21 protein-coding genes are annotated in these 25409 nt (G+C 67.2%); 15 read left to right on the forward strand and 6 right to left on the reverse strand.

Features of this window, described 5'->3' with window-relative positions; all coding sequences use genetic code 11:
- The first annotated feature begins 886 nt into the window (after positions 1 to 886).
- The gene (locus tag ACQR1X_RS11065; protein WP_316218747.1) at positions 887 to 1342 is read left to right on the forward strand and encodes a fasciclin domain-containing protein; all 456 of its coding nucleotides are present in this window, start codon (positions 887 to 889) and stop codon (positions 1340 to 1342) included.
- A 312-nt stretch (positions 1343 to 1654) separates the two neighbouring features.
- Here ACQR1X_RS11065 and ACQR1X_RS11070 read toward each other — a convergent pair whose 3' ends face one another.
- Together ACQR1X_RS11070 and ACQR1X_RS11075 are read right to left on the reverse strand one after the other, a co-directional pair.
- Positions 1655 to 2794: an acyl-CoA dehydrogenase family protein gene (locus ACQR1X_RS11070; protein WP_434898820.1), complete on the reverse strand. Its 1140-nt coding sequence runs from the start codon at positions 2792 to 2794 to the stop codon at positions 1655 to 1657.
- A 145-nt stretch (positions 2795 to 2939) separates the two neighbouring features.
- Entirely contained in the window at positions 2940 to 4124 is a 1185-nt protein-coding gene (locus ACQR1X_RS11075; protein WP_434898821.1) for an acyl-CoA dehydrogenase family protein, read from the reverse strand.
- A gap of 153 nt (positions 4125 to 4277) precedes the next feature.
- On the opposite strand from ACQR1X_RS11075, the gene ACQR1X_RS11080 reads away from it, so the two are divergent.
- Positions 4278 to 4823, forward strand: a complete 546-nt coding sequence (locus ACQR1X_RS11080; RefSeq protein WP_434881489.1) for a carboxymuconolactone decarboxylase family protein — start codon at positions 4278 to 4280, stop codon at positions 4821 to 4823.
- Positions 4824 to 4936: 113 nt separating this feature from the next.
- Here the strand turns inward: ACQR1X_RS11080 and ACQR1X_RS11085 are convergent, their stop codons facing one another.
- Positions 4937 to 6154: an MFS transporter gene (locus ACQR1X_RS11085; RefSeq protein ID WP_315801646.1), complete on the reverse strand. Its 1218-nt coding sequence runs from the start codon at positions 6152 to 6154 to the stop codon at positions 4937 to 4939.
- 210 nt (positions 6155 to 6364) lie between these two features.
- Here ACQR1X_RS11085 and ACQR1X_RS11090 point away from each other — a divergent pair, with 210 nt between their 5' ends.
- On the forward strand, positions 6365 to 8431 hold the full coding sequence (locus ACQR1X_RS11090; RefSeq protein ID WP_434898822.1) for a prolyl oligopeptidase family serine peptidase: 2067 nt from the start codon (positions 6365 to 6367) through the stop codon (positions 8429 to 8431).
- Positions 8432 to 8628: 197 nt separating this feature from the next.
- Here the strand turns inward: ACQR1X_RS11090 and ACQR1X_RS11095 are convergent, their stop codons facing one another.
- Entirely contained in the window at positions 8629 to 9306 is a 678-nt protein-coding gene (locus ACQR1X_RS11095) for a DUF938 domain-containing protein (protein ID WP_434898823.1), read from the reverse strand.
- A 188-nt stretch (positions 9307 to 9494) separates the two neighbouring features.
- Here ACQR1X_RS11095 and soxX point away from each other — a divergent pair, with 188 nt between their 5' ends.
- From soxX to ACQR1X_RS11140, 9 genes are all read left to right on the forward strand, one after another.
- Positions 9495 to 9788 carry a sulfur oxidation c-type cytochrome SoxX gene (gene soxX / locus ACQR1X_RS11100; RefSeq protein WP_315717170.1) on the forward strand — a complete coding sequence of 98 codons (294 nt, stop codon included), beginning with the start codon at positions 9495 to 9497 and terminating at the stop codon, positions 9786 to 9788.
- An 18-nt stretch (positions 9789 to 9806) separates the two neighbouring features.
- A complete protein-coding gene (gene soxY, locus ACQR1X_RS11105; protein WP_434838142.1) occupies positions 9807 to 10301 on the forward strand; it encodes a thiosulfate oxidation carrier protein SoxY in 495 nt (164 codons plus the stop codon).
- Positions 10302 to 10316: 15 nt separating this feature from the next.
- Positions 10317 to 10628, forward strand: coding sequence for a thiosulfate oxidation carrier complex protein SoxZ (gene soxZ, locus ACQR1X_RS11110; RefSeq protein WP_315801650.1), 312 nt, complete (start codon positions 10317 to 10319; stop codon positions 10626 to 10628).
- A complete protein-coding gene (gene soxA / locus ACQR1X_RS11115) occupies positions 10625 to 11473 on the forward strand; it encodes a sulfur oxidation c-type cytochrome SoxA (RefSeq protein ID WP_316179398.1) in 849 nt (282 codons plus the stop codon). Before soxZ ends, soxA begins: the two co-directional genes overlap by 4 nt.
- Before the next feature lie 23 nt (positions 11474 to 11496).
- On the forward strand, positions 11497 to 11799 hold the full coding sequence (locus tag ACQR1X_RS11120) for a hypothetical protein (RefSeq protein ID WP_410053204.1): 303 nt from the start codon (positions 11497 to 11499) through the stop codon (positions 11797 to 11799).
- Positions 11800 to 11936: 137 nt separating this feature from the next.
- The gene (gene soxB, locus ACQR1X_RS11125; RefSeq protein ID WP_434881485.1) at positions 11937 to 13688 is read left to right on the forward strand and encodes a thiosulfohydrolase SoxB; all 1752 of its coding nucleotides are present in this window, start codon (positions 11937 to 11939) and stop codon (positions 13686 to 13688) included.
- Positions 13689 to 13793: 105 nt separating this feature from the next.
- The gene (locus tag ACQR1X_RS11130) at positions 13794 to 14831 is read left to right on the forward strand and encodes an MBL fold metallo-hydrolase (protein WP_434881484.1); all 1038 of its coding nucleotides are present in this window, start codon (positions 13794 to 13796) and stop codon (positions 14829 to 14831) included.
- A 457-nt stretch (positions 14832 to 15288) separates the two neighbouring features.
- Positions 15289 to 16512 carry an MFS transporter gene (locus ACQR1X_RS11135; RefSeq protein WP_434881483.1) on the forward strand — a complete coding sequence of 408 codons (1224 nt, stop codon included), beginning with the start codon at positions 15289 to 15291 and terminating at the stop codon, positions 16510 to 16512.
- A gap of 465 nt (positions 16513 to 16977) precedes the next feature.
- Positions 16978 to 18693, forward strand: a complete 1716-nt coding sequence (locus ACQR1X_RS11140) for an N-acyl-D-amino-acid deacylase family protein (protein WP_434881482.1) — start codon at positions 16978 to 16980, stop codon at positions 18691 to 18693.
- Positions 18694 to 18697: 4 nt separating this feature from the next.
- On the opposite strand, the gene ACQR1X_RS11145 is transcribed toward ACQR1X_RS11140, so the two are convergent.
- A complete protein-coding gene (locus ACQR1X_RS11145; protein WP_434898824.1) occupies positions 18698 to 19552 on the reverse strand; it encodes a tetratricopeptide repeat protein in 855 nt (284 codons plus the stop codon).
- Positions 19553 to 19634: 82 nt separating this feature from the next.
- Positions 19635 to 20939, reverse strand: a complete 1305-nt coding sequence (locus tag ACQR1X_RS11150; RefSeq protein WP_316238086.1) for an MFS transporter — start codon at positions 20937 to 20939, stop codon at positions 19635 to 19637.
- Between the two features lie 256 nt (positions 20940 to 21195).
- Here ACQR1X_RS11150 and ACQR1X_RS11155 point away from each other — a divergent pair, with 256 nt between their 5' ends.
- From ACQR1X_RS11155 to ACQR1X_RS11165, 3 genes are read left to right on the forward strand one after another with little or no spacing between them, the layout of a single operon-like run.
- Complete coding sequence (locus tag ACQR1X_RS11155) at positions 21196 to 21855, forward strand: ABC transporter ATP-binding protein (RefSeq protein ID WP_434881480.1); 660 nt, start codon at positions 21196 to 21198, stop codon at positions 21853 to 21855.
- The gene (locus tag ACQR1X_RS11160; protein ID WP_434898825.1) at positions 21852 to 24314 is read left to right on the forward strand and encodes an FtsX-like permease family protein; all 2463 of its coding nucleotides are present in this window, start codon (positions 21852 to 21854) and stop codon (positions 24312 to 24314) included. Before ACQR1X_RS11155 ends, ACQR1X_RS11160 begins: the two co-directional genes overlap by 4 nt.
- The gene (locus ACQR1X_RS11165; RefSeq protein WP_434898826.1) at positions 24304 to 25386 is read left to right on the forward strand and encodes a lipocalin-like domain-containing protein; all 1083 of its coding nucleotides are present in this window, start codon (positions 24304 to 24306) and stop codon (positions 25384 to 25386) included. The genes ACQR1X_RS11160 and ACQR1X_RS11165 overlap by 11 nt, the downstream gene beginning before the upstream one ends.
- The last annotated feature ends 23 nt before the right edge of the window (positions 25387 to 25409 follow it).

A 25409-nucleotide genomic window follows, 5' to 3' on the forward strand; every position in this document is an offset into this window, starting at 1 on the left:
CTTGACGAATCGAGCCAATTTTGAGGTGTCAACCATGTCTCCGAACACCTGTCAGCCATGTCCCCGGGCTGAACACTTCGCTCGCAATGACGGAGCATGACGTAACCTTCTCGCGACGCCCTCCGCGTCCGAGCTTTGCCAAATCTCCACCCTCCGTAAATCGAGGGCGCAGGGAAGGCCAGGTGCCGACTGGCACCTGCGGTCCGCCTGCGAAAAAAATGCAGGCGGCAGAACCACAGGCTCAGCCGGGACAACCCGGCCTTCCCTGCGCGATGGTGTTAACGCTTATGGCGCGCTCTCCCCGGTGTCCGGCCTGTTAGCCACCGTCGTCGTTCGGGATCACTCCCATCGACTTGACGCCAGCATCGGGGCGCCAGGACCACGCGCTTTTACGTCCGCACCGTCATCGTTCGTCGGCGCGATCTCGCGCGCTGCGATCCGATGCGTCCATCGCGTCGCCGGCCCACGTTTCGTAACGATCGCGAAGCGTCCCTCTTGCGGGCCGTGACGGCGGTAAATGTGCGGCTGATCTGCCCGACGACACAACGCCCGTCGGGTTGCGACAAAATGGCACGACGGGCAATGCGGATGCTCCTACAAAGCAATTAGTCCCGCGGATTCATGGCTCTCGGACGCACTGCCCTGCAGGCCTCAGAGGCGGCTCACGAGTTCGTGAACTCATCCTCAAATCCATCCGAACGCAGCGATCGTAACGAGCCTGACCAATCCGGTCGGGGTGATGCGACCTGGAGGACAGGGCGAACAGGGGCCGCAAATCCCTTTTGCGCATCAACCAACTCATTAGTTCAGTTCACAGGGAAAAATTCGAATGACGCTGGGAATCCGTTCGTTCGTGGCCGGCGCGTTGATGCTGGGCGCGCTCTCCATGTCCGCCACCGCCGCTCGTGCGGCCGATATCGTCGACACTGCCGTCGGTGCAGGCCAGTTCAAGACGCTGGTGGCGGCCGCCAAGGCCGCAGGCGTCGTGCCGGTGCTGAAGAGCAAGGGCCCGTTCACCGTGTTCGCCCCGACTGACGCGGCGTTCGCCGCGCTGCCGCCGGGCACCGTCGAGGATCTGCTCAAGCCGAAGAACAAGGCCAAGCTCGCCGCGATCCTCAAGTACCACGTGATTCCCGGCGCGGTGAAGGCCGGCGACGTCGCCGGCAAGAAGCTCAGCGTGAAGACCGCGCAGGGCCAGAAGGTCGATGTCGACGGCACCTTCTTCGGCGTGCAGGTCAACGACGCGCATGTGGTGCAGGCCGACGTCATGGCCTCGAACGGCGTCATCCACGTCATCGACAAGGTGCTGCTGCCGCCGGCGAAGTCGGCGATGCATCATTGATGCGACGAGGGCGCGCCATCGGTGATGGCGCGCTCTTTGTCAGTGATCTCTGAGATCGCGACGTTGAAGATCGCGGGGACGCAAATGGCCGATGAGGGCCGATATCGTCCCAACAACATCGGTGTCGTCCCGGCCTTGAGCCGGGACCCATAGCCACCGTCCGGGATTTGGCGAAGGCTGAAGCTGCCAGCGCGGGTCACCACGTCATCCTGTGGTTATGAGTCCCGGCGTTCGCCGGGACGACGGCGCTGGGTGTGGCACGAGTTGGGCCGTACCTGTGGAGAGAGTGATGTCTCGCGAGCGCAGCCTTATTCAATACCCCCTCAGCTGCGCCAATTGCGCCGCGTGGTAGTTGGCGTCGCCTAACATCTCCTCGCAGACGCGGGCGCGCTTCATGAAGAAGCCGATGTCGAACTGGTCGGTCATGCCCATGCCGCCATGCATCTGCACGCCCTCCTGGACGGCGCGGGTCGCGGTCGTGCCGGCGCGCGCCTTGGCAACCGCCACGGCCGCCGGCGCGCCGGCAGGATCGGCATCGAGCGCCTGCAGCGCCTTCAGCACGGCGGCGCGCGTGATCTCGATCTCAATGTAGAGCTGCGCGGCACGATGCTGCAGCGCCTGAAATTCGCCGATCGCCTTGCCGAACTGCTTGCGCTCCTTGAGATAGGCAACGGTGCGGCCGAACACCTCCTCGCTCAGTCCCACCATCTCGGAGGCAACCGCGCCACGGCCGAGATCGAGCACGGCGCTGAGCGTGGCAGCACCCCCATCGACCTCGCCGAGCACGTGATCGGCGGTCACCTCGACGTTGTCGAGCGTGACCCGCGCGGCGTTGTGCGCGTCGACCATGATGGTGCGTTCGATCGCCACGCCCTTGGCCTTGGGATCGACCAGGAACAGCGTGAGGCCATCGCGCTCGCCGGGCGCGCCAGCGCTGCGGCCGACGACCAGCAGGAGATCGGCGACGTGGCCGTCGACCACCATCGCCTTGGCGCCGCTGAGCTTGAAGCCGTTGCCGGAGCGCGCGGCCTGCAGCGTTGTGTGCAGCGGACGATGTTTCGCGCCCTCGTCCAACGCCAGCGCGGCGAGCAGCGCGCCATTGGCGATCTTCGGCAGATACTCCGACTTCTGGGCGGCCGAGCCGGCGCGGGTGAGCGCCGAGGCTGACAGCACGGCAGTGGCGAAAAACGGCGACGGCATCAAGGTGCGGCCGATCTCCTCCATCACGACGCCGGCTTCGACCGCGCCGAGGCCGGAGCCGCCGTGCTCTTCCGGCACGAGCAGGCCGGCAAAGCCCATCTCGGCGAAGGTGGCCCAGAGCTCCCTGGAGAAGCCGGTCTCGTCTCTGACGTCGCGCAGCTTGCGCAGGTGCGACACCGGCGCCTTGTCGTTGATCAGCCCGCGCGCGCTGTCGCGCAGCATGGATTGTTCTTCGGTGAGGAGGAGAGGCATGGGCTGTTTCCAAGAATTTTGTTTGTTGGATGCGGGCTCTCTCCACTCGTCATGCCCGGGCTTGACCCGGGCATCCATGTCTCACGTCACGAGGAAAGACGTGGATGGCCGGGTCAAGCCCGGCCATGACGGAGAGAGTGATGAACTACGCCCCCGGCAGATCGAGGATGCGCTTGGCGACGATGCCGAGCATGACCTCGGAGGTGCCGCCTTCGATCGAGTTGGCCTTGGTGCGGAGCCAGGCGCGCGGGCGGGCGCCTTCATGGGAGCGTTCGCTCTCCCATTCCAGCGCGTCGATGCCGCCGGCCGACATCAACAGCTCATACCGGCGCTTGTTGAGCTCCGTACCGTAATACTTCATCGCCGAGGAGAACGCCGGATGGCCCTGCCCCGCCTTGGCGAGATCGACCATGCGCTCGGCGGCCGCCGCGAGCGCCGCCTCGTCGACATCGAAGGTCGCGATCTCGGCGCGCAGCAGCGCGTCGTCGAGACGGCCCTGCCCGTCGCTGCCGACGGAGTCGGCCGCGACCTGGCCGAGCGGCCGGCTGCCCCCGCGCTCGCCCATGCCCGAGATCATCGCGCGCTCGTGTTGCAGCAGGTACTTCGCAACGTCCCAACCACGGTTGACGGTGCCGAGCACGTTCGCCTTGGGCACCCGGACATTGTCGAAGAAGGTCTCGCAGAACGGCGAGCGGCCGGAGATCAGGAGAATCGGCTTGGTCGACACGCCCTTCGACGTCATGTCGAACAGGATGAAGCTGATGCCGTCATGCTTCTTCGCCGCGGGGTCGGTGCGCACCAGGCAGAAGATCCAGTCGGCGTAGTTGGCGTAGGAGGTCCAGATCTTCTGGCCGTTGATGATGTAGTCATCACCATCGCTCTCGGCGCGGGTCTGCAACGAGGCGAGATCGGAGCCGGCGTTCGGCTCGGAATAGCCCTGGCACCAGCGGATCAGGCCGGCGGTGATCTTGGGCAGATGCTCGCGCTTCTGGTCGTCGGTGCCGTATTTCAGCAGCGCCGGCCCGAGCATCGAGATGCCGAACGAGGTGATCGGCGCGCGCGCCCCGATCGCCGCCATCTCCTGGCGCACGATCTTGGCCTCCTCGCCGTCGAGGCCGCCGCCGCCGTATTCTTTCGGCCAGTGCGGCACGGTCCAGCCCTTCTCGCGCATGCGCTCAAACCAGATGCGCTGCGGCTCGGAGGAGAATTTCGCATTGCGGCCGCCCCAGAACGTATCCTCCTCGGAGGTCATCGGCCGGCGCATCTCCGGCGGACAATTGGCCTCCAGCCAGGCCCGCGTTTCGCGGCGGAATGTGTCGAGATCGGCCATGCCAGGTCCTCACGCGTTTCCATGATTGCTGTCGTTGGCAAGACCTAACCTCAGCGCTTGGCGGAATTCAACATCGATGTCGCCGCGGGCACCCTCGCCTTGCCGGGCGTTCTATGGTCATGATGCCGCCGCGTGAAATACGAGGAAACGAACATGCGCCTGAAACTTCTTTCGCCTGGCGAAATGAGCGCCGACCAGCGCCAGACCTACGACGAGTCGATCGCCAGCAAGCGCGGCTCGCCGCCGCCGCCGATGATGGCCTGGCTCAACAGTCCCGAGATGGCGCGGCATGCAACACGGCTCGGCGCCTTCCTGCGCTACGACACGGTATTTCCCGCAGCATTGTCGGAGATCGCGATCCTGGTGACGGCCCGGCACTGGACCGCGCATTACGAATGGTACGCGCACAAGCGCCTCGCGTTGGCCGGCGGATTGGACATCAAGATTATCGACGCCATCCGCGACCGCCGCACGCCGGAGTTCTCCGATCCCAAGGCGAAAGTGATCTACGACGTCGCCAAGTCGCTGCATGAGGGCCATGGGCTGACGGATGCGCTCTACAAGGACGCGATCGCAACGCTCGGCGAGCGCGGCGTCGTCGAGATCATCGGCCTCTGCGGCTACTACACGATGGTCTCGATGACGCTGAACACGTTCGAGTTCGATCTGCCGGAGGGCGAGGTTTCGGAGTTGAAGTGAGGCCGGCTGACTAAAGCGAGCCCGTCGTCACGAAACCGGTACGCTCCCCTCCCCCTTGCGGGGAGGGGGGCGCACCGTGCGTGCCGCGCGAACTTGCCTCTAAGCGCTCTACCTCAGCCCGCCGCCGCCTCGCGCCGCTTCGACGACCACACCAGCGCCAGTACGCACAAGCCCAGCAGCACCGGCGGGAACACCACGAGGTTGACCGCCGACCAGCCGAAATGGGCGAGCAGCTGGCCCGAGGAGAACGAGCCCAGCGCCATCAGGCCGAAGATCAGGAAATCGTTGAACGCCTGCACCTTGTTGCGCTCGGCGGACGTATGCGTCTCCAGCACCAGTGCGGAGGCGCCGACGAAGCCGAAATTCCAGCCGACGCCGAGCATGACCAGTGTGGCCCAGAAGTGCATCGCGGTCAGGCCGGACAGGCCGATGACGGCCGCGACCGCTTCGAGCCCCAGGCCCAGCGCGACGATGGCTGGCGCACCGAAGCGCGCGATCAGCGATCCCGTGAAGAAGCTCGGGCCGTACATCGCGACGATGTGCCATTGCAGGCCGAAATTGGAATCCGACACGGTGAGCCCGCACATCTGCATCGCCAGCGGCGCCGACGTCATCACCAGGTTCATGACGGGATAGGCGATGGTGCCGCACAGCGCGGCTGCGATGAAGCGCGGCTGGCGCACGATCTCGGACAGCGGCCGGCCGCCATGCAGATCGGCAGCTTCAGGCTTCGGCAGATCGACGCCGGCCACGATCCCCATCGCGACCAGCGCGACCGCCGCCTGGATCAGATAGCTGAACGCGAACAGATAGGGCTGCCAGACGTCCATGGTCCATTGCACGAGCTGTGGACCGAGCAGACCGGCGAAGATGCCGCCTGCCATCACCCACGACACCGCCTTGGGCCGGAACGCGGCGCTGGCGCCGTCGGCAGCAGCGAAGCGATAGGATTGCGCGACCGCGCCATAGAGGCCGCCGAGGAACGTCGCCAGGCAGAACAGTGCGAACGAGCCGCGCAGAATCGCGAGGCAGCCGAGCACGCCGGTGACGGCGCCGCAGCCGGTACCGATGAGGAAGGCCGCCCGGCGGCCATAGCGCCGCGAGATCGCGCCGGTCGGCAGGGTGCCGGCGGCGAGGCCGACGACGTACATCGAGATCGGCACCGTCGCGAGCCCGATGTTCGGGGCAATGGTGACGCCGACGATCGCGCCGGTCGCGAAGATCACGGCCGAGTTGGCGCCGGTCAGCGCCTGGGCGGCCGCGAGCCGCGCCACGTTGCGGCGAGCGCGGGCATCATCGGAAGTGTCTTCGCTCACGGTCAGATCGATCATCTCAGGTATCCGGAGGCGTGGCGCGCACGCTCCCGCCTTGCTGGTTCAGCCGCACTATTGCGGGAAGCGCGCGCCCGAGGCAACGGGCGCGAACGGAGACAAGCCATGCGGCAGCGACCGCGCCACCGAGCGTGATTCGACACTCCCGACGGGCCCGGCTAATCAAGCCGGCGGTATTCTCGCGTCAACGGCGCCCGCGGAGCTTGAGCCATGTCAATCGATGATCGTCCGACCATCGCAGCGCCCGATGACGATCCGTATCTGTGGCTCGAGGAGATCGACGGCGAGCGCGCGCTCGCCTTCGTCGCGGCGCAGAACCAGCGCACGCTCGCCGCGTTCGGCGATGCGGCCTTCGCACGCGACCGCGACGCACTAGCTGCCATTCTGGACCGGCCCGACAACATCCCGTTTGTGAGCCGACGCGGCGGGCTGCTGTACAATCAATGGAAGGATGCGGCGCATCCGCGCGGCTTGTGGCGGCGTACGACGCTGACGGAGTTCCGCAAGGCGCAACCGCAATGGGAGGACCTGCTCGACATCGACCGACTCGCCGCCGACGAAGGCGAGGACTGGGCGCTGAACGGAGTCTCGAGCCTGCCGCCGGCCCATGAGCACGCCATCCTGAGCCTGTCACGCGGCGGCAGCGACGCCGTGGTGCTGCGCGAGTTCGACCTCGCGGCGAAGCGCTTTGTCACGGGCGGCTTCACGCTCTCGGAGGCCAAGGGCAGCGCCGCCTGGCTCGATGCCGACACGCTGCTGCTGGCGAGCGCGTTCGGCCCGGGCATGGCGACGCCGTCCGGCTACGCTCGGACGGTGCGGCGCTGGCGGCGCGGCCAGCCGGTCGAGCAGGCGGAGGTGATCTTCAGCGCCGAAGGCAGCCAGTCGACATGGGTGCATGTCGGCGTCGATCGCAGCGTCGCGCCGGCACGGGTGTGGTTCGCCGAGGGCATCGACTTCTTCAACCAGCATCTCTGGCTCGGCGACGGCAGCGGCGCGCGGACCAGGCTCGATCTGCCGACCGACTGCTGGATGTCGGCGCATGGCGACTGGATGGCCATCAAGCTGCGCCAGCCCTGGAGCCTCGGCGAGGTCACCCATCCTGCGGACGTGGTGCTCGGTCTCCGGCTGTCGGCATTCCTTGCCGGGCGCCGCGATTTCACCCGCGTGTTCGAGCCCGCGCCGCGACGCGCGCTGCAGGGCCTGTCCTGGGCCGGCGGCCGGCTGGTGCTGTCGATCCTCGACGAGCTCAGGGCCAGGTTCGAGGTGTGGACGCCGTCGCAGGAGGCGTGGAGCTGCGAGCGGCTGCCCGGCCTGCCGGAGATCGCGACCGTGGACGTCTGGCGCCTGGACACCGACGAAGCGGAAAGCAACGGCGACCTGCTCGCCAATGTCCAGGATCCGCTGACGCCGCCGTCGCTGCAACTGATCGAGGGCTTCGCTGCACCCGTGATCCTGAAGCAGGCGCCTCGCACCTTCAGCGCCGAGGGCCACGTCGTCACGCGGCACGAGGCGATCTCGGTGGATGGCGAGCGTATTCCCTACACCCAGACCGGGCCGGCCGCGCTGACCGGCGACGCGCCGGTGCACATGAGCGCCTATGGCGGCTTCGGTCACACGCTGCGTCCGGCCTACAATGCGGCGCTGGGCAAGCTGTGGCTGGAGCGCGGCGGCACGCTGGTCGAGGCCAACATCCGCGGCGGCGGCGAGTTCGGCACCGCCTGGCACGACGCCGGCCGCTATGCCGGCAAGCGGCTCGCGCATGATGATTTCGCCGCGGTCGCCGCCGATCTCGTCCGCCGCGGCGTCACGGTGCCGAAGCGCATCGCGGCGCAAGGCGGCTCCAATGGCGGCATCCTGATCACCAACATGCTGGTGCGCTACCCCGAGCGCTTCGGCGCCTTGTTCTGCACCATCCCGCTGATCGACATGCGCCGCTATACCAAGCTGCTCGCCGGCGCGAGCTGGATCGCCGAATATGGCGATCCCGACCAGGACGCGGATTGGAGCTGGCTGCAGACCTATTCGGCCTATCACACCGCCACGCCCGGCCAGCCCTATCCGCCGATCCTGATCGCGACCACGCGGCGCGACGACCGCGTCCATCCCGGCCACGCTCGCAAGATGACCGCCAAGCTGCAGGCCATGGGCTACGACGCCTGGTTCTACGAACCCGCCGCCGGCGGCCATGGCTATGGCACCGACAACCGCGAGCGCGCCAGCTTCATCACGCTGGGCACGCGGTTTCTCGCGCGGCATGTGGGCTTGGAGATGGCGTAGCGCCTACGCTCCGTTACCGTGCTGCCGGCCCCACCCACCGCTGTCGTCCCGGCGAACGCCGGGACCCATACTCCGCGGCAGGAGTTTGTCGCGAGGGCAGATGTCACGCCGATCTCGCGTCACAACTGGACCCTGTGGCTATGGGTCCCGGCGTTCGCCGGGACGACGGCGGAATTCGGAGCAGCGCCGTCGACAACTCACGACGTCCGACCGAACACCAGGATCATGTTGTTGGCCGGCATCTCCACCGTCTCGCGCAAGGCGAGGCCATTGCGCGCGGCGAGCGCGTCGAGATCGGCGATGTCGCGCACGCCCCAGTCCGGATCGCGCTCACGCAGGGAGGTGTCGAACACGGCATTGCTGACCGCGGTGTGCTTGCCGTCACGCTTGAACGGGCCGTAGAGCACCAGCACGCCGTCCGCCGACAGCGCCTGCCCGGCGCCGGCGAACAATCCCTCCGCCACCGCCCACGGCGCGATGTGAATCACATTGGCGCAGAAGATCGCGATGAGCTGCGACGGGCCGCCCGCGGCGCGGAACACTGCAGGCCAGCCGGGATCGGACAGGTCGATGCGCTGGGCGTCGCGGATGTTGGACCGCCCGGCATGCCGGCGCCACGCCGCGATGCTGGCGAGGTGGTTGGCGTTGAGATCGCTCGGCCACCACGTCAGGTCCGGGCGCTGGGAGGCGAAATGCACGACATGCTGGCCGGTGCCGCTGCCGGCCTCCAGCACGTCGCCGGTCTTGCCCGCCAGCAGCCGGCCCAGCACCGCCCAGATCGGCTGGTGGTTGCGGTGGAACGCGGCCGCGTCGAGCCGTCCGTCCGGTTCCACCGGCCGGCCGTCCCGGCCGAACTCCACGACATACTCCGCCATGCCCACTCTCCCGGCGCCAGATGAACGGCCCTCGTTAACCGCGTTGCGGCGGCCACCATAGCTGCATTGTCAGCCGATGGTCTTTATGCTTTGCAGCTCCTATAATACCGAGATCACCGAGACGTCGGAATTCCACCTTGATCACACCTGTCCTGCGTACCGCCCTGGCGATGGGGCTCTCGCTCGCCATGTCCATGGCCGCTCACGCCCAGTCCGGTGCCGTCGACGGCCAGAAGCTCGCCTTCGACCGCGGCAAGGGCAACTGCCTGACCTGCCACGAGATCAAGGGCGGCGACCTGCCGGGCTCGATCGGCCCGAAGCTGGAGAACCTCAAGGCGAGATACGACCGCGCCGAGCTGATCGCGATTCTCAACGACGAGACCAGGCGCAATCCGCTGACGGTGATGCCGCCGTTCGGCCGCAACCGCATCCTGACCGAGCAGGAAATCAGCGCCATCGTCGATTTCCTGCAGACCCTCTGATTCCGTTTGGAGACCGCCATGACTGCCTCGTCCGGCCCGTTGGCCCACCGCCGCCTGTTCCTGAAGGGCGCCGGTCTCGTCGCGCTGATCGGCCTCGGCAACGCCGTGCTGCACGCCGCGCCCGCCTTCGCGGCGACCAACGATAACAAATATCCGGAAGACGCCTTCAAGCAGAAGAACGCGGGCGACGCGGTCAAGGCGCTGTACGGCCGCGACCACGAAGCGTCCGACAAGATCAAGCTCGACGCGCCGGAGATCGCCGAGAACGGCGGCGTGGTGCCGATCGCGGTGACGACCACGCTGCCGAACGTCACCTCGATCGCTTTCATCGTCAGCGAGAATCCGTTCGCGCTGGCGGCGTCGTACCACATCCCCGACGGCACCGTGCCCGCGGTGGCGAACCGGCTCAAGATGGCCAAGACCTCCAACGTGATCGCGCTCGTCGAATCCGGCGGCAAGCTCTACAGCGCGACCAAGGAGGTCAAGGTCACCGTCGGCGGCTGCGGCGGCTAAGGTCAGGAGATCATCATGGCATCGAGCATCCGCGTCCGCGCCGTCCTGAACGGCGACATCGCCGAGGTCCAGACCCTGATCCAGCACCCGATGGATACGGGCCTGGTCAAGGACGCCAAGGGAGAGCTGATCCCGGCGCACTACATCCAGCAGGTCACCTTCGTGCACAAGGACAAGACGGTGTTCCTGGCCGATTGGGGCACCGCGGTCTCGAAGGACCCCTATGTCAAGTTCGCCTTCAAGGGCGCGGCCAAGGGCGACGAGCTCAAGGTGAGCTGGGTCGACAGCAAGGGCGCGACCGACAGCCTGACGGCGACGATCCAATGAGGGCGCCGTGCCTCGCGCTGACTGTCGCGGCCGCGCTCGCTCTCGGCGCCTGCGGCGCCGCGGCCGCGGACAAGCCGAACCCGGCCGCCGACGCCAAGGCGTTCCAGGATTACTTCGTCAAGAAGTTCCCGAAGGTGGCGTTCGATGATTTCGTCAACGGGCCGTATTCGATGAACGCCGACATGCGCAAGCAATGGGAAGAGAAGGAGGAGTTCCCTCCTTACGAGTTCGCGCTCGATGCCGGCAAGGAGATGTTCGCCAAGCCGTTCAAGAACGGCAAGACCTATGCCGACTGCTTCCCGAACGGCGGCATCGGCATCCGCCAGAACTATCCCTATTTCGACGACAAGGAAGGCAAGGTCATCACGCTGGAGCTGGCGCTGAACCGCTGCCGCGAGGCCAATGGCGAGCAGCCCTACTCCTACGTCAAGGACGAGATGGCCTCGCTGACCGCCTACATGGCGTTCACCTCGCGCGGCAAGCGCTTCGACATCAAGATCCCCGATGACCCGCGGGCGCTCGAGGCGTTCGAGAAGGGCAAGGAGTATTTCTACACCCGCCGCGGCCAGCTGAACTTCTCCTGCGCGAGCTGCCATGTGCAGAGCCCGGGCGAGCGCATCCGCGCCGAGATCCTGGCGCCGGCGCTCGGCATCCTCAACGCGATGCCGATCTACCGCTCGGAATGGAGCGGCATGGGCACGATCAGCCGGCGCTTCGTCACTTGCAACAGCCAGACCCGCGCCGTGCCGCTGGAGCCGCAGTCGGACGAATACCGCAACCTCGAATATTATCTGTCCTACGTGTCGAACGGCCTGCCGGTTTCAGGACCGGGAGCGCGGCCATGAAAAATGTCACGACAGCAGGCGTCATGAAAAAGATCGTGTTCGCCATGATGGTATCCGCGGTCGGCGCCGGCTCCGCGCGGGCCGCGTCGGAGGCCGACTATCTCTCGGCGGTCGCGGCGGCCGAGAGCGCCAACAAGGAAGCCGGACGTCTGCGCAACCAATGGACCGTGACCCAGGCCGCACTCACCGCTGCGAAGAAGGCAGCGGATTCCGGCAATTTCGATTCGGCGCTGAAATCGGCGCAGGAGGCCGAGGCGCTCGCCAAGGCCTCGATCGTCCAGGCCACCAGCGAGAAGCAGCGCTGGAAGGACATGGAGATCCGCTAGAGCATGATCCGGAGACGTGGCAACCGGTTCTCCCTCGCGACAACCGCCGAAGGCGTTTGCGCGGAGATCATGCTCACACAAAGGGATGGATCATGATGCGATTCCATGGAATCGCATCATGATCTAGAACGCTGGCCATGACGATGCGGCGCCGGGATTTTCTGAAAGCATCGGCTGTCGCGGCCATCGCCGCGCCGGCGCTGCTGCGCGGCGCGACCGCCGCCGACACCGTCAGCCTGTACGACATCGAGAAATTCGGCAACGCGCGCATCCTGCACATCACGGACACGCATGCGCAGCTGCGGCCGCTGTTGTTCCGCGAGCCCAGCGTCAATCTCGGCATCGGCGAGATGTGGGGACGGCCGCCGCATCTGGTCGAGCGCGCCTTCCTCGACCGCTACGGCATCCGGCCCGACAGCGCGGAGGCTTATGCCTTCACCTCGTTCGAGTTCGAGAAATACGCCGTCCGCTTCGGCCGGATGGGCGGCTTCGCACATCTGAAGACGCTGGTCGACAAGCTGCGCGCCGATGCCGGCGACCATCGCTCGGTGCTGCTCGATGGCGGCGACCTCTGGCAGGGCACCGGGCTCGCCAATGCGATGCGCGGCGCCGACATGGTGAGCGCCGCCAATCTGCTCGGCATCGACGCGATGACCGGGCATTGGGAGTTCACCTATGGCGAGGAGGCGCTGCGCGCCAACCTCGCCCGCTTCAAGGGCGAGTTCCTGGCGCAGAATGTGTTCCTGACCGAGGAGGCCGCGTTCAACGACGCCAAGGCATTCGATCCCGGATCGGGGCGCGTGTTCAAGCCGGCCACCATCAAGGAGATCGGCGGCGCCCGCATTGCCGTGATCGGCCAGGCTTTCCCCTACGTGCCGATCGCGCATCCGCGCCGCTTCACGCCGGACTGGACGTTCGGCATCCGCGAGGAGGAGTTGCAGAAGCTGGTCGATGGCCTGCGCGGCGCCGACAAGGTCGATGCCGTGATCCTGCTGTCGCATAACGGCATGGATGTCGACCTCAAGCTCGCGAGCCGCGTCACCGGCATCGACGTCATCCTCGGCGGCCATACCCATGACGCGGTTCCGCAACCGGTCGCGGTCAGCAACGCCAAGGGCGCGACCTTGGTCACCAATGCCGGCTCGAACGGCAAATTTCTCGCCGTGCTCGATCTCGATGTCGGCAAGGGCCGCGTCGCCGATGCACGCTATCGGCTGCTGCCCATCTACTCGGAGCTGCTGAAGCCCGATCCCGCGATGCAGGCGCTGATCGACCAGACGCAGCAGCCGCAGGTCGCGGCCTGGAGCGAGAAGCTCGCAACATCGGACCGGCTGCTGTACCGGCGCGGCAATTTCGAAGGCGCGACCGACGACCTGATCTGCGCGGCGCTGCGCCGCGAGCTCGACGCCGAGATTGCGCTGTCGCCCGGATTCCGCTGGGGTCCGACCTTGCTCGCCAACCAGTCCATCCTGCTGGAGGACGTGCTGGCGCAGACCGCCATCACCTATCCCGAGACCTATGTGCAGCGGATGACGGGCGCAGAGATCAAGAACGTGCTCGAGGACGTCTGCGACAATCTGTTCAACGCCGATCCGTATCTGCAGCAGGGCGGCGACATGGTGCGCACCGGCGGGCTGTCCTACCGCTGCGCGCCCGCCGAGCCGATCGGCCGCCGCATCTCCGATCTCACGCGCGACGATGGCCGCCCGCTCGACGCGCGCAAGAGCTACAAGGTCGCCGGCTGGGCCTCGATGAACCCGCAAGACGGCAAGCCGGTGTGGGACGTGGTCGCCAACCACCTGCGCGACGGTCAGCTGGTGCTGGTCGGAACCAACAAGGTCACGCTCTCGGGCGTCGACGGCAATCCCGGATTTGCATCGCAATCGTGACCGCGGATGGCGCGGTGCAATCCGGCCTGCCGAGCGTCCGCCGCATTGGTGACATCGGGCCGATCGTGCTAATGCCACGACGATCCTGATCGAAAGGAGGCGCCGATGATCTTCCGCCAATTGTTCGACAGCGTCTCCGGCACCTACAGCTACATCCTTGCCAGCCGCACCGGCGGCGAGGCTGTCATCATCGATCCTGTGCTGGAGAAGGTCGACCGCTACTGCCAGCTGTTGCGTGAGCTCGATTTGCGCCTGGTGAAGGCCGTCGACACCCACCTGCACGCCGACCACGTCACCGGCCTGGGCGCGTTGCGCGACCGCACCCATTGCGTCACCATCATGGGCGAGCAGACCAAAGCCGACGTGGTGGCGATGCGCGTCGCCGAAGGCGACAAGATCGCCATCGAAGGCATCAGCCTGGACGTGATGTACACGCCCGGGCACACCGACGATTCCTATAGTTTCTCGATGGGCGACCGCGTCTTCACCGGCGACACGCTGCTGATCCGCGGCACCGGCCGCACCGATTTCCAGAACGGCGATGCGCGGCAGCAGTACGACTCCATCTTCAACAGGCTGCTGCGGCTGCCCGACGACACGCTGGTCTATCCCGCGCACGACTACAAGGGCGACACCGTCTCCACCATCGGCGAGGAGCGCCGCTACAATCCGCGCCTGCAGGTTAAGTCGGTCGACGACTACGTCGCGCTGATGGCGAATCTGAAGCTGCCGAATCCGAAGATGATGGATGTCGCGGTGCCCGCCAACATGCGCGTCGGGCTGCATCAGGAGGAACTGGCGAAGCAGGGCCTGTCGCTGTCGGCACGTGAGGCGATCGAATGCCTGGGACGTCCCGACGTGCTGCTGGTCGATCTGCGCGAGGCCGCCGAGCGCGCCAAGCACGGCACGCTGTCCGGCGCGCTGCACGCGCCCTATCCTGCGATCGCCGACAATCTCAAGCCCGGCGGCATGCTGCGCGAGGTTGCCGCCGCCACCGGCCGCCGCATCGTGTTCTTCTGCGCCTATGGCGAGCGCTCGGCGATGGCCGTGCAGACCGCGCAAGCGGCGGGGCTTGCGAATACGGCACATATCGAGGGCGGACTGGACGCGTGGAAGAAGGCCGGCGGACCGGTGGTGCCGTAGGGAGTTACGCTCTCGCTCTCCTCTCCCACCTTTCGGCAGCCTTCGACCGCGCCCCACACTCGCTGTCGTCCCGGGCAAGACCGTTGACGCGAAGCGTCAGCGGGCGCCGACCCGGGACCCATACCGCGTGATCCGTCTCGAGGCAGGCTGCGTGTTGCACGACTCGCGCAACAAACATCCGCCGGCGGTTATGGGTCCCCGCGTTCGCGGGGACGACACCTGTGGTGGGGACACACCGTGCCTTCCTGCCCACAACCCCGGAACGGCGGCGGGTGACTTGCCGCCCCTCGGCCGCCGGCCATCCCGCGCAGGTGCCATGCGCGGGCGTTCATGGACAATGAACCGCAATCCGATAGTGTGGCGTTGTGTCGCGCGCCTCTGTTTAGGCAGCATCGGCGGTTTGCCGGCAACGCGTCCTCTTTTCCATCGCTGACGACCGGAGCCACACGGATCGACCATGGCTGACGTTCTCGCCGCACCGCAACATGTCCGTGCTCCGGTCCGGGCCGCCTCCCCGCTGCGCACGCTGGCGCTGATCTCGCTGGCGCATTGGGTCAGCCACCTGCACATGCTGGTGCTGCCGATGCTGTTTCCGTACCTCAAGGAGAAGCTCGGCGTCGGCTATGTCGAGCTCGGCTTTCCGCTCACCGTGTTCGCTGTGGTGTCGGCGCTGACCCAGGCCCCGGTCGGCTATCTCGTCGACCGCGCCGGCGCCCGCCGCATCCTGCTGCTCGGCCTCACGCTCGGCGGCCTGTCGCTGGCGCTGCTCGGGTTCTACCTGACCTACACGAGCCTCGTCGTCTCGGCGGTGCTGCTCGGCCTCGCCAACGCGGTCTACCATCCCTCGGACTATGCCCTGCTGTCGGCCCACATGGACGAGAAGCGGATGGGCCGCGCCTTCGGCGTGCACACCTTCGCTGGCTATCTCGGCGGCGCGGTCGCGCCCGCCGTGATGGCGGCGCTGGTCACCACCGTCGGCGGCTCCGGCGCGCTGATCGCGGCCGGCCTGGTCGGACCGCTCGCGGCGCTGCTGCTGCTCGTCGGCAACGTGCCGGAGGTGCCGCCGCATCCGCACCACACCGCTGCCGACGGCAGCAAGGCGAAGCAGCCCAGCCTGCTGACGCCGATGCTGATGCTGCTGACCGTGTTCTTCATGCTGCTCAGCCTGTCCAACGCCGGCATCGCCAGCTTCGGCGTGGTCGCATTCATGAACGGCTACGGCATCTCGTTCTCGACCGCCAATATCGCGCTGACCGCATTCCTCGGCGCCAGCGCCGTCGGCGTGCTCGCCGGCGGCCAGCTCGCCGACCGCATCAGGCATCACAACCTGGTCGCGGCCGTCGCCTATGCGATCAACGCCGTGCTGGTGCTCGTCATCACCTTCGTCAGCCTGCCGACGGTGCTGCTGGTGGCGATCATGCTGATCGCCGGCTTCATGAGCGGCGTGATCGCGCCGTCGCGCGACATGCTGGTGCGCAACGCGGCTCCTCCAGGTGCCGCCGGCCGCGCCTTCGGCATCGTCTCGACCGGCTTCAACTTCGCCGGCGTGGTCAGCCCGCTGCTGTTCGGCTGGATCATGGACATGAACGCGCCCCGCTGGGTGTTCGGCGCCTCGGTCGTGTTCATGCTGCTGACCATCGTGCTGGCGTTCTTCACCGAGCCGAAGAAGGCCAAGGCGTAGTTTTCGACGTAGGGTGGGCAAAGCGACGCGTGCCCACCATTTGTCACCGACACCACAGCTACCAACGGTGGGCACGCAGCGCCTGATGGCGTCGCTTTGCCACCCTAGGGACAGTAAGCTATTAGTTCGTCCGCGCTGCCCGATGCAGCGCCCTCTCCCCTTGTGGGAGAGGGCATCGCCGGCGCAGCCGCGTGCTCCGTCGGGTGAGGGGGCTCGCTCTGCGAAGGAAGCCGGCGGAGAGATACCCCAAGAGAGACCCCTCACCCGACCGAGCTTGCTGATCTGTCCTACATGCCCTCTCCCACAAGGGGAGAGGGCGCAATCATGAGCACCTCTGATAGTTGCGCGACGTTTGAGACGCGCTTCCACCTCTCCATGCAACGCTGCTGTCTCTTCCCGCGTGTTGACATCATCGTGCATGCGTCGATGATGTCCCGATAATGACAATATCGGGGAAGACACGCCATGACGCAGCCAGATCTCGTGATCCGCGGTGGAACCGTTGCCGATGGCTCAGGCGGCGAGCTGCGTGAGGCTGATGTGGCGATTGCGGACGGCCGCATCGCCGAAGTTGGCAAGGTCACAGCATCCGGCCGCGAGGAGATCGACGCACGCGGCAAACTGGTCACGCCCGGCTTCGTCGACGTCCACACCCATTACGACGGCCAGGTCACCTGGAGCCACGACATCTCGCCGTCGTCGCAGAACGGCGTCACGTCAGCGATCATGGGCAATTGCGGCGTCGGCTTCGCGCCGTGCCGGCCGGCCGATCATCAGCGGCTGATCCAGTTGATGGAGGGCGTCGAAGACATTCCCGAGCCGGTGCTCGAGGCCGGCATTCCCTGGGAATGGGAGAGCTTTCCGGACTACATGGAGTGGCTGGGCAAGCGTGAATTCGATCTCGACATCGGCGCGCAACTGCCGCATGCGGCGCTGCGCGTCTATGTGATGGGCGAGCGCGGCGCGCGGCGTGATCCCGCCACCGCCGACGACAACCGCGCGATGGCGGCGCTGGCGCGCGATGCGGTCAAGGCCGGCGCGCTCGGCTTCTCGACCTCGCGCACGCTCAACCACCGGACCTCGACCGGCGACTACACGCCGACCTTGAAGGCCGGCGAGGACGAGCTGACGACGATCGCGCAGGCCATGCACGGCGCCGGCCGCAGCGTGCTGCAATTCGTGCTCGACATCTCGACCATCCATGAAGACCTGCCGATGATGCTGCGCATTGCCGAGGCAACGAAATGCCCGATCTCGTTCTCGGTGACGCAGAACGACCGCGCGCCGCAGCGCTGGCGGCAGACGCTGGCCGAGATCAACGCCGCCGCTGCGCGCGGCCTGTCGGTGACGGCGCAGATCGCGGCGCGTCCGGTCGGGCTGCTGCTCGGGCTGGAGCTGTCGCGCAACCCGCTGCAGACGCATCCGAGCTATCAGGCGATCGCGCATCTGCCGCTGGCGGAGCGCGTCACCCGGATGCGCGATCCGCAGGTTCGCGCGGCGATCCTGAGCGAGCAGGCCAGCGCGACCGACGACCCGCTGTTCTTCAAGCCGAACTACGACAAGATGTACCTGCTCGGCGATCCGCCGGACTATGAGCAGCCGCCCGAGCGGTCGCTCGGCGCCCAGGCCCGCGCCCGCGGCTGTCGCCCCGAGGAACTGGCCTATGACGCGATGCTGACGGACGGCGGGCGCGGCATGCTCTACGTGCCGTTCCTCAATTATGCCGACGGCAATCTCGATGCCACCTACGAGATGCTGCGTGACCCGCGCAGCGTGCCCGGCCTCAGCGATGGCGGCGCGCATTGCGGCATCATCTGCGATGCCAGCTTCCCGACCTATCTGCTCACGCACTGGACCCGCGACCGCAAGCGCGGCGACAGACTGTCGATTCCCTTCGTCGTCGCCGCGCAGTCGCGCAAGACCGCACTCTCCGTCGGCCTCGACGATCGCGGCCTGATCGCGCCGGGCTACAAGGCGGACGTCAATGTCATCGACTACGACCGGCTGCACCTGCATCCGCCGAAAGTGCATTACGACCTGCCGGTCGGCGGCCGCCGCCTGATGCAGGAGGTCGACGGCTACGACGCGACGATCGTGTCCGGCGTGGTCACGCGCCGCCACGGCGAGGCCACCGGCGCACGGCCGGGGCGGCTGGTCAGGGGAGCGCGCCGTGTGAGCTGAGACATCAACTGGCCGCGGCGACCGTCTCGGCGAGCCTTGCAAGCTCGGATCGTGCGGCCGAGTATTCGTTGAACCATGGCGGCAACGAGCGCAGGGCGATTTCGAGTGCTCTTGCGGCCTCGTCGTGGCGGCCGTTCAACAGATGCCACTCACCGATGTAGAAATAGGCTTCAGCCTGTTCGGGAGCCGTTGCGGTCGCATTCAGCACCTGCTGCGCCGTCGAACGCTCCATCAGCAGATCGAACACCGGTCCAGGCCACTGCGCCGCAGTCCAGCGCGATGCGACAGCGGCGAGGTCCGGCCTGGCGCGCCCCGACAACCGGGCGAGCGACAGGTAAAGAAACAGAACCGCATAGGGATCGAACTCGAGCGCGAGCGATCTTTCCATGTCCGCTGCCGCGGCATCGAACCTGCCGCGGCAAAACTGGATATAGCCACGCCCCCTCTGCATGATGGGGTCATTGGGTGCGAGGCCGATCGCCGTCGTGCTCTCGACGATCGCGCGATCCGAATCGCCCTTCACGTGATGAAGGAACGCGAGTTCGCCATGAGCCGCGGCGACCCTGGGGTCGAGAGCGAGAGCTCGCGTCTGGTCATCAAAGGCGCCGTCGAAGTCGCCAAGGAGTTTCCGCGACACGCCCCGGGCGCCGAATGTCTGCGCGTTCGGCTTCAGCTTGAGGGCCAGGCCGAAATCCGCGATCGAACTGGCGTGGCTTCCCATGCCCTGAAGGGCGACGCCACGATTATGGTAGGCGTAATAGTTGCGCGGGTTGAGCTGGATCACCTTGCTGAAGTGGAGGATGGCGCCTGGGAAGTCCTCGATCTTCAGGCATCGCGCACCGCGCCAGTAGTGCAGCATATGATAAAACAGGCGCATCGTGCAGGACCTCAGCAAGGATGAATGCGAGGCCGCCTCCTGATGACCCCCGGCAGGGGTTGTATCACGCAAATTCCGGCGCGGCAGCCTGCTGCGCCTGCAGGCGGGCGCGTTCGCTGTTCGGCCAGAGCAACGCCAGGCCGAGCAGGCCGGAGATCACCATGATCACGGCGTTGATGGTGAAGCCGGACATGTAGCCTTCGAGCAGGCTGCCGGAGGCCTGGATCATCTTGCCCATCACCACCGGCGCCACGATGCCCGCCAGCGTATAGAGCGCGCCGTAGATCGCCATGGCGGCGCCCCGCTGCGTGACCGGCGTGAACTCGCCGATCATCGGCGGGCAGACGACGTAGATCGAGCCGCACAATCCCGATCCGACCACGAGCAGTGCGATCTTGGCCGACGCGGCGTCGACATGCGGCATCATCGCCATCAGGGCGCCGCCGATCACGAGCGGCGTCGCGCCGAGCACGCCGCGGGCCATGCGGGTGGATACGCCGCGCGCCATCAGCGTCTGCGACACGAAGCCCGTGGTCAGCACCACGCACGCGCCGAAGATCCAGGGCAGGATCGAGATGAAGCCGGCCTGCTGCTGCGAGAAGCCGAGGCCCTTCACCAGGAACGGCGTGAACCAGGTGAGCCCGAGCGACAGCGCCCAATAGGCGCCGAAGGTCGCGGCAACGCAACCGACGAAGGTCCGCGACGTCAGCAATTGCAGATACGGGACGCGCTGCTCGCGCAGGCCGGCGAATTCGACCTCGGCCAGCGGCCCTTCCTTGCCCAGCCACAGCCACGCCACGCTCCACATCAGCCCGACCACGCCGAGCGCGCCGAAAGCATAGTGCCAGCCATGATTCACGATGATCCAGTTCAGCGCGGGCACCGCGAGGATGACGCCGAACGCCGACCCCTGTGACAGGATCGCGGTCGGCATCGCTCGTTTCTCATCGGGAAACCATTTGTAGACGGCGTGAACGGCCACGGACGCGGCGGGACCTTCGCCGGCGCCGAGAATGACGCGGCAGATCAGCAGCGTGGTGAAGCCGACGGTGCCGACCATCGGAAACTGCGCCACCGCCCAGATCAGCGCCAGCACCAGCAGCACCCAGCGCGTCGGCACCTTGTTGACGACGAAGCCGACGACGATGGCGGAGATCGAGAACAGGAAGAAAAAGGACGATCCGAGCAGGCCGAACTGCTCGGCGTTCAGGTTGAGCTCGGTCATGATCGGCACGCCGGCGAGCCCGACCACGATCTTGTCGGCGAAGTTCACCAGCATGAACAGGAACAGCAGGAAGGTGATCTTCCAGGCCCCCTTCGGGGTCGCGCTTGCGCGGGATGTGCCCTTCAGCGTCGTCGGCGCGGCCATGGTCGTTCCCCGTTCTGTCATGATCCGCCCCTGTCATCCGGGCGTTTCGACGATGCTACCCACGAAGCGGCTCCGCAGGCAACCGGCTCGCGCGCTAAGTTGTTGCTGCAACGCGGGAATCCGCCCTCTTGGGCTGCATCGCGATACCCTCGCAACCTGATTGCGCGCGGCCGGCATCACATCGGCGGCGTCACGACGAACGAGCAGGTGATGTTCGCGTTGGCCCTTGTTATGTTGTGACGCAACAACCCCGATCATGCCCGTGCTCAGCGTCCGTCATCTCACCAAATCCTATCGATCCGGCGGCGAACCGATCCATGTTCTGCGTGGCGTCGACCTCGACGTCTCCTCCGGCGAGCGCGTCGCGCTAACCGGCGAATCCGGCTCCGGCAAGAGCACGCTGCTGCATCTCATCGCCGGGCTCGATGCCGCCGACGGCGGCGACATCCTGCTGGACGGCGCTGCGGTTGGCGCGCTCGACGATTCGGCACGCGCGGCGGTCCGGCGCGAGCGGCTGGGCCTCGTGTTCCAGCAGTTCAACCTGGTGCCGAGCCTGTCGGTGCAGGACAATCTCAGCTTCCAGGCGCGGCTGGCCGGTCGGCATGATCCGGCGTGGCACAGCGAGCTGGTCGAGCGGCTCGGGCTGAAGCCGCTGCTCAAGCGCTATCCCGAGCAATTGTCGGGCGGGCAGCAGCAGCGCGTCGCGATCGGCCGCGCGCTGGCGATCAAGCCGGCGCTGCTGCTTGCTGACGAGCCGACCGGCAACCTCGACGAGGACACCGCCGACGAGGTGATGGCGCTGACGCGCGACCTCGTCGCGCGCACCGGCTGCGGCTTCCTGATGGTGACGCACAGCGCGCGGCTCGCGGCGATGCTCGACCGTCACGTCCACCTGCATGCCGGACGCATCGCATGAGACGCGCGCTGTGGATATTAGCGGTGCTGCTCAGCCACTGGCGCCGGCATCCGATGCAGCTCGCGACCTTGCTGATCGGGCTGATCTCGGCGACCGCGCTGTGGAGCGGCGTGCAGGCGCTGAATCAGCAGGCCCGCAGCTCGTATGATCGCGCCGCCGCGATCTTCGGCGGCGCGCGCACGCCGATGCTGGTCGCGACCGACGGCAAGATGCTGCCGCAGAGCGTGTTCGCGGAATTGCGCCGCGCCGGCTGGCCGGTGTCGCCGGTGCTGGAGGGCCGCGTGCAGATCGACGGCCATTCGCTGCGGCTGCTCGGCATCGAGCCGTTCAGCATCCCCCGGGAGGTCGGCGATGCGCCGATGGTCGGCCGCAGCGAGCTCGAGGCGTTCCTGACACCGCCGCATCGGACGCTGATCTCGCCGGACACGCTGGCCGATCTCGGAGTCAAGGACGGCGCGACGCCGCGGCTCAGCAACGATGTCAAGCTGCCGCCCTTGATGGCGCAGCAGCAGCTCGCGCCCGGCGTGCTCGTCGTCGATATCAGCGACGCGCAGCGGCTGCTCGACAAGCCCGGCCAGATCTCGCGGCTGCTGGTCGGCAAGGCGACGGGCAAGCGAGACGCTTTGCAATCATTCGCCGGCGGCCGGCTGCAGCTCGTGCAGCCGGAGGCCGAGACCGACCTGGAGCGGCTGACCGACAGCTTCCACCTCAACCTCACCGCCTTCGGCCTGCTGTCGTTCGTCGTCGGCCTGTTCATCGTCAACTCCGCCATCGGTCTTGCCTTCGAGCAGCGCCTGCCGGTGCTGCGCACCTTGCGCGCCTGCGGCGTGTCGGCGCGGCAGCTCAATGGCGTGCTGATCGGCGAGCTGATCGGCTTTGCCTTGGTGGCGGGCCTGGCCGGACTGGTGTGCGGCTACATCATCGCCGCCGCGCTGCTGCCGAACGTAGCGGCATCGCTGCGCGGGCTGTATGGCGCGCAGGTGCCGGGCGAACTGAGCCTGCAGCCGGAATGGTGGCTTGCGGGCCTCGTCATCAGCATCGCCGGCGCGCTCGCAGCCGCGACCACGAGCCTGATCAAATCGATGCGGCTGCCGATCCTCTCCACCGCGCAGCCCTATGCGTGGCAGGAGGCGCAGCGGCGCTGGCTGCAGCTGCAGAGCGCCATCGCGCTCGCCTTCTTCGTCACAGCAGGTCTGCTGCTGTGGCTCGGACAATCGCTGCTGGCCGGCTTCGGCGTGCTCGCGGCGATGATGCTCGGTGCCGCGCTGCTGCTGCCGGCGGTCCTGGAGCTCGTGCTGCGGCTCGGCGAGCGCGGCGCGCGGACGGCGCTGGCGCAGTGGTTCTGGGCCGACAGCCGCCAGCAGATCTCGGGCCTGTCGCTGGCGCTGATGGCGCTGCTGCTGGCGCTCGCCGTCAATGTCGGCGTCGCCACGATGGTCGAGACCTTCAGCCGCACCTTCCTGGTCTGGCTCGACGGCCGGCTCGCCGCCGACGTCTACATCAGCGCTGCGGACGAGGCGCAGGCGCGCGAGATTCAAAGCTGGCTGCGTACACGGCCTGAGGTGCAGGCTGTGCTGCCCGGCGGCCGCGCCGAGACGCAGTTGGCGGGCGCGCCGATCGATGTGCTCGGCCTGCCCGATCACGACACCTATCGCGACCACTGGCCGCTGCTGCAGGCCGGCGCCAACGCGTGGAAGCAGCTGGTGCGCGGCGACGCAGGCTTCGTCAGCGAGCAGTTGGCGCGGCGGCTCCATCTGTCTGTCGGCGACAGCATCGACCTCGCCGCGCCGACCGGCGATTGGCGCATCACTGTCGTGGGGATCTATGCCGACTATGGCAATCCGAAGGGCCAGGTCACGGTCAACGTCGCCGCGCTGACGCGGCGCTTTCCGGCGACGCCGATCACGCGCATGGCCGTGCGCGCGGCGCCGGCCGACGTGCCGGGGCTGATCGCTGCTCTCACCGACAAGTTCGGCCTGGACGGCCGCAATGTCATCGACCAGGCGACCGTGAAGCAGGAGTCGAAGCAGATCTTCAACCGCACCTTCGCGGTCACCGGCGCGCTCAACACCTTCACGCTGGGCGTCGCGGCGATCGCGCTGCTGACCAGCCTGCTGACCCTCGCGAACTCGCGGCTGCCGCAGCTCGCGCCGCTCTGGGCGATCGGGCTGACGCGGCGGCGGCTCGCCGAAGTGGAGCTGTTGAAGACGCTGTCGCTCGCCGGCCTGACCGCGCTTCTGGCGCTGCCGCTCGGGCTCGTCGTGGCGTGGTGCCTGATCGCGATCGTCAACGTCAAGGCGTTCGGCTGGCGGTTGCCGTTCGACGTGTTTCCGCTGCAGCTCATCCGGCTGCTCATCGTCACGTTGGCGGCGGCGGTGATCGCCTCGCTGCTGCCGGTGCTGCGGCTGGCGCGGATGCAGCCGGCCGATCTGGTCAGGACCTTCACCATTGAGCGCTAGGGCGACCATATCGCGGCGCGGGCTGATCGGCGGGCTAGGCCTGCTGGCGCTGCCGCGGCTTGCAGGCGGGCAGGGCTTTGCGGGCCTCAGCGACAGCGCCGACGGCTTTGCGTCGGTGACGCCGGGCCGGACGTTCTCATTCCCCGTCGATCACGGTCCGCACGACGATTTCCGCATCGAATGGTGGTACGTCACCGCGAATCTCAGCGATAGCAGCGGCAAGGCGTATGGCCTGCAATGGACGCTGTTCCGCTCGGCGGCGCGGCCCGGACCGCAAACCGAGGGGTTCGACAATCAGCAGCTCTGGATGGCGCATGCCGCGGTGACGCGCGCCGACAGCCACCGCTCGACCGAGAAGTTCGCGCGCGGCGGTGTCGGCCAGGCGGGCGTCGAGGCCAAGCCGTTCCAGGCCTGGATCGATGATTGGCAATTGCGGGGTACCGCCGCGACCGACGATCGATCGCTGGCGCCGCTCGACATGACCGCCGCCGGGCCGGACTTCTCCTACGCGCTGCATCTGGAGGCGGATCGTCCGGTGGTGCTGCAGGGCATCGGCGGCTACAGCCGCAAATCCGAGCGCGGCCAGGCCTCGTACTACTACAGCCAGCCGTTCTACCGCGCCCGCGGCCGCATCAGCTTCGACGGCACGCCGGTCGAGGTCTCGGGCCAAGCCTGGCTCGACCGCGAATGGAGCAGCCAGCCGCTGGCCGCCGACCAGAGCGGCTGGGACTGGTTCGCGCTGCATTTTTCCGGCGGCGAGAAGCTGATGCTGTACCGGATGCGGCAGGGCAATGGCGATTACATTTCGGGCACCTGGATCACGGCCGACGGCGCCTCACACGCGCTTGGTCCCGGGGGCATCGTGATGACGCCGAAGGACGTCGTTGCGATCGGCGAACGCCGACTGCCGGTCGGCTGGCGCGTCGAGATCGCCGCGCTCGGCATCGCCATCGACACCGCGCCGCTCAACCCCAAGGCCTGGATGGGCACCCGCGTGCCGTATTGGGAGGGACCGATCAGCTTCAAGGGCAGCCACACCGGGGTGGGCTATCTCGAGCTGACGGGATATTAACAGGCCGTCATCAAGGGGGGAAC

Origin of the sequence: Bradyrhizobium sp. HKCCYLRH3073, from assembly GCF_051167995.1 — a bacterium.
Taxonomy (GTDB): Bacteria; Pseudomonadota; Alphaproteobacteria; order Rhizobiales; family Xanthobacteraceae; genus Bradyrhizobium.

Coding starts and splice junctions, on each gene's coding strand:
- ACQR1X_RS11065 (WP_316218747.1), top strand. CDS start 887: ATGTCCGCCACCGCCGCTCGTGCGGCCGATATCGTCGACACTGCCGTC.
- ACQR1X_RS11070 (WP_434898820.1), bottom strand. CDS start 2,794: ATGCCTCTCCTCCTCACCGAAGAACAATCCATGCTGCGCGACAGCGCG.
- ACQR1X_RS11075 (WP_434898821.1), bottom strand. CDS start 4,124: ATGGCCGATCTCGACACATTCCGCCGCGAAACGCGGGCCTGGCTGGAG.
- ACQR1X_RS11080 (WP_434881489.1), top strand. CDS start 4,278: ATGCGCCTGAAACTTCTTTCGCCTGGCGAAATGAGCGCCGACCAGCGC.
- ACQR1X_RS11085 (WP_315801646.1), bottom strand. CDS start 6,154: ATGATCGATCTGACCGTGAGCGAAGACACTTCCGATGATGCCCGCGCT.
- ACQR1X_RS11090 (WP_434898822.1), top strand. CDS start 6,365: ATGTCAATCGATGATCGTCCGACCATCGCAGCGCCCGATGACGATCCG.
- ACQR1X_RS11095 (WP_434898823.1), bottom strand. CDS start 9,306: ATGGCGGAGTATGTCGTGGAGTTCGGCCGGGACGGCCGGCCGGTGGAA.
- soxX (WP_315717170.1), top strand. CDS start 9,495: ATGTCCATGGCCGCTCACGCCCAGTCCGGTGCCGTCGACGGCCAGAAG.
- soxY (WP_434838142.1), top strand. CDS start 9,807: ATGACTGCCTCGTCCGGCCCGTTGGCCCACCGCCGCCTGTTCCTGAAG.
- soxZ (WP_315801650.1), top strand. CDS start 10,317: ATGGCATCGAGCATCCGCGTCCGCGCCGTCCTGAACGGCGACATCGCC.
- soxA (WP_316179398.1), top strand. CDS start 10,625: ATGAGGGCGCCGTGCCTCGCGCTGACTGTCGCGGCCGCGCTCGCTCTC.
- ACQR1X_RS11120 (WP_410053204.1), top strand. CDS start 11,497: ATGAAAAAGATCGTGTTCGCCATGATGGTATCCGCGGTCGGCGCCGGC.
- soxB (WP_434881485.1), top strand. CDS start 11,937: ATGACGATGCGGCGCCGGGATTTTCTGAAAGCATCGGCTGTCGCGGCC.
- ACQR1X_RS11130 (WP_434881484.1), top strand. CDS start 13,794: ATGATCTTCCGCCAATTGTTCGACAGCGTCTCCGGCACCTACAGCTAC.
- ACQR1X_RS11135 (WP_434881483.1), top strand. CDS start 15,289: ATGGCTGACGTTCTCGCCGCACCGCAACATGTCCGTGCTCCGGTCCGG.
- ACQR1X_RS11140 (WP_434881482.1), top strand. CDS start 16,978: ATGACGCAGCCAGATCTCGTGATCCGCGGTGGAACCGTTGCCGATGGC.
- ACQR1X_RS11145 (WP_434898824.1), bottom strand. CDS start 19,552: ATGCTGCACTACTGGCGCGGTGCGCGATGCCTGAAGATCGAGGACTTC.
- ACQR1X_RS11150 (WP_316238086.1), bottom strand. CDS start 20,939: ATGGCCGCGCCGACGACGCTGAAGGGCACATCCCGCGCAAGCGCGACC.
- ACQR1X_RS11155 (WP_434881480.1), top strand. CDS start 21,196: ATGCCCGTGCTCAGCGTCCGTCATCTCACCAAATCCTATCGATCCGGC.
- ACQR1X_RS11160 (WP_434898825.1), top strand. CDS start 21,852: ATGAGACGCGCGCTGTGGATATTAGCGGTGCTGCTCAGCCACTGGCGC.